Origin of the sequence: Rhizorhabdus histidinilytica, assembly GCF_900167915.1 — a bacterium.
GTDB lineage: Bacteria > Pseudomonadota > Alphaproteobacteria > Sphingomonadales > Sphingomonadaceae > Rhizorhabdus > Rhizorhabdus histidinilytica.
In genome coordinates this window covers 1-2573 of record NZ_FUYM01000045.1, presented here as the reverse complement: position 1 = coordinate 2573, position 2573 = coordinate 1, and the positions used below count along the sequence as shown (strand labels likewise).

General features: G+C 63.7%; 4 protein-coding genes. All 4 read right to left on the bottom strand.

Translation table 11 applies throughout. The annotated features are described in order from the left end of the window. Positions 1 to 184: 184 nt before the first annotated feature. From B5X82_RS26045 to B5X82_RS26030, 4 genes are read right to left on the bottom strand one after another with little or no spacing between them, the layout of a single operon-like run. Positions 185 to 1312, bottom strand: coding sequence for a tyrosine-type recombinase/integrase (locus B5X82_RS26045; RefSeq protein WP_020819377.1), 1128 nt, complete (start codon positions 1310 to 1312; stop codon positions 185 to 187). A 13-nt stretch (positions 1313 to 1325) separates the two neighbouring features. Then, positions 1326 to 1616 (bottom strand): hypothetical protein, encoded by a 291-nt coding sequence (locus tag B5X82_RS26040; protein WP_020819378.1) that lies wholly within the window; start codon positions 1614 to 1616, stop codon positions 1326 to 1328. Between the two features lie 58 nt (positions 1617 to 1674). After that, on the bottom strand, positions 1675 to 2085 hold the full coding sequence (locus B5X82_RS26035; RefSeq protein ID WP_020819379.1) for a type II toxin-antitoxin system VapC family toxin: 411 nt from the start codon (positions 2083 to 2085) through the stop codon (positions 1675 to 1677). Next, the gene (locus B5X82_RS26030) at positions 2082 to 2363 is read right to left on the bottom strand and encodes a hypothetical protein (RefSeq protein WP_020819380.1); all 282 of its coding nucleotides are present in this window, start codon (positions 2361 to 2363) and stop codon (positions 2082 to 2084) included. Before B5X82_RS26030 ends, B5X82_RS26035 begins: the two co-directional genes overlap by 4 nt. Positions 2364 to 2573: the final 210 nt, after the last annotated feature.

Here is a 2573-nt window from a genome sequence, read left to right as displayed (position 1 = left end):
GCCCAATCGTGACAATCTCACTCATCGTCCGTCTCCTCGCTCTTCAGCCGAGGCAGTCTGCCTCAGCCGGTGAGCGGGAGCCATCCACTCCATCGGATACGTCACTTTCGTGTAGTGACCCCAAGCTGCATTTCGCAGCGGATGCGGCAACCGCGATACGCCTACGGCGCAATGCGGCGCTTGGTCAGGCGTGCTCCTTTGAAAAGCGCGCGGCGAGCCGTGCACTTGCCCCGCTCCTGGTCGCGAGCCTGGCGCCATACCGCATCACGGTCTTGGGATCGCGCCAGCGGTACGCCTGCATGATTGCAGGCAGAGCCTCCCCCGCCGCGAAATTGTCCTGCGCGACCCCGACCCGGATCGAATGCGACGATACCGCCGATACCCAGCGTTCCAGCTCCGCTTCCGAGATCGGCCCGAGCAGCTTCTTTGCCCAGGCGGCCCGAATGACCCGCCTGTAGATGAGCGTGATGCTGTTGGGGTGCAGCCGTTCGGTGCCGATCGCCGCGACCGACCCATCAAAATGCGTTTCGACCCGGCGGAACAGCGGTCCTTTGCGGATGCCTGCCTTCTCGCGCCATCTCGCGATCGCATCCATCGTCGCAGGCGAAAGATAGGCATAGGCCCCCTCCCCTTCCCGGTCGGTCTTGCTCGACGGAATGAACAGCGTGCCCGCGCCATCGCTGTCCGGCCCTTCGATATGTCCGACCTCGATCGCCACCAACTCGGACCGGCGCGCCCCGGCGTCATAGGCCACGCGCAGCAGGGCGGCGTCCCGCAAGCCCAGCTCGTCCCGACGGCATGCCTTCAGGAGATGGACAAGGCAAACGCCCGACGGCGGGCTGTCGAGATCCGCGATGTCACCCTTGAAGCGCAGCGCGCGCGCCTGGCGCTGGCGGACGCCGAGCGATTTGCGCGCCGCTTTCATCTCGAGCTTGACCAGCGGTGCGGCGGTGGGATCGGCAATGCCCGCCATTCGGTATGCCCAACCGACGTTTACGATGTAGCGTTCAATCGTCGCCATCGCCCGAATCGTTTCGTCGGACAGCTCGAGCCCAGCAAGCGATCGAACCCAGCGGGAGACGTCGTGTGGCTTGGCCGACGGCGGGTCGAGGCGATTGCGGCGGCACCATTGTCCCCAGATGGTCAGGTCCGATCGGAACGCGCGGCGTGTATTATGCGACCAGCCCCGGACGGCAGCAGACACAAGTTCCGCATCGATCGGCGCAGATGCACCGACCAGGTCGCGCACGTCGCGCACCACCAAGTCGAGCACAGCGCCATCGCGCACGTCCATGGCTGCCGAAAGCGTCATCGGGAGCGTCTCGTCACGCGCCCCCTGTCAGATCGGCAGGACGCGCCCTCCAACGATCCTGATCGTGGCGCCGCCATTCGGGGTCGATCGCCATCACCTCGCGATCGAGGATCTCGACGATGCGCTGCGCGGCTGGCCTCCCGAGCAGCACGTCCGCCGCGTCGTAGATGCCGCGGCCGTAGCGGCCGACGAGCAATGCCGCCAACCCCGGCGTTTCTTCTCCGCGCGATACGGCAACTGCCCGGCTTCGCGCATAATCCGTTACCAGCGCGGTGAGCTTACCTTCTGCGGCATGTTCGTCCATTGACTTCTCCGTGCTCTAGCCGTTGGCCGCGAGCGCATTCAGGCTTCTTGGTCCACTTTCACCAAGGCCGACTGGCCTTGTGAAGCGCGATATCCGTCACCGCGAAATCCTTGCCCGTGCACAGCAGCGGCTCGCCGCGTTCTCTGGCCACAGCATAGACCATAAGGTCGAGCAGGTTGAGCGGTCCGCCATTGCCGTTCCCAGAACCGTAAAGCGGTTCGGCTTCGTTTGCGATCCTCGCGTGGTCATGCGTGAACGCCAGTGTCGCGCAGCCGCGGCGTTCGAACTTGGCAAGCATATCCTCAGCTTCGGCCCGCAGACCAAATCGCTGGTTGCTCGCGACACGCACAAACTCAACCATGGCGGGTGCCGGAATTCCGCCTCGTTCGGCGACGATCGCCTCGACCAGCGCCTCACTGCCCTCCTCGCCCGTCAGCACCGCGATCAGCGCCGAAGTATCAATGATCATCGGGGCAACCCGTCCTCGTCCCAAAGCTCGGCGTCAATCTCCGCCATGGTCGGATATGTTCGCTTGGGGACGCGCGCTTGGATCGCCCTAATCTCCGCAAGGAACGCGTCTCGGTCCTTTTCCTTTGGCAGCGGCATCCGGTCCAGCGCCTCTTCGATAATTTCAACCTGGCTGCGGCCGTCGCGGGCGAGCAGTTCGAGGCGCTTGAGCGCATGATCGGAGCGGATGGTGATGGCGCGCTGTTTGCGGCGCGGCGGATGATGGGCGGCAGTAGCCACGACGGCACTCCTACGGTTCAGATTTGATCGGCCCCTGATTATAGTGGCCGTGCTGCTACAGCGCAAGCACGGTTCATCTAATGTTGATAACGATCCATTATCAACACTAGGCATCCGGGCATACTTTACTGAACTTTGCTTTCAGTTCACTATTGGGCATGGCTGACATGCCCTCGCCCGCCTCTTATGGCCCCGATTATACCCCACAAA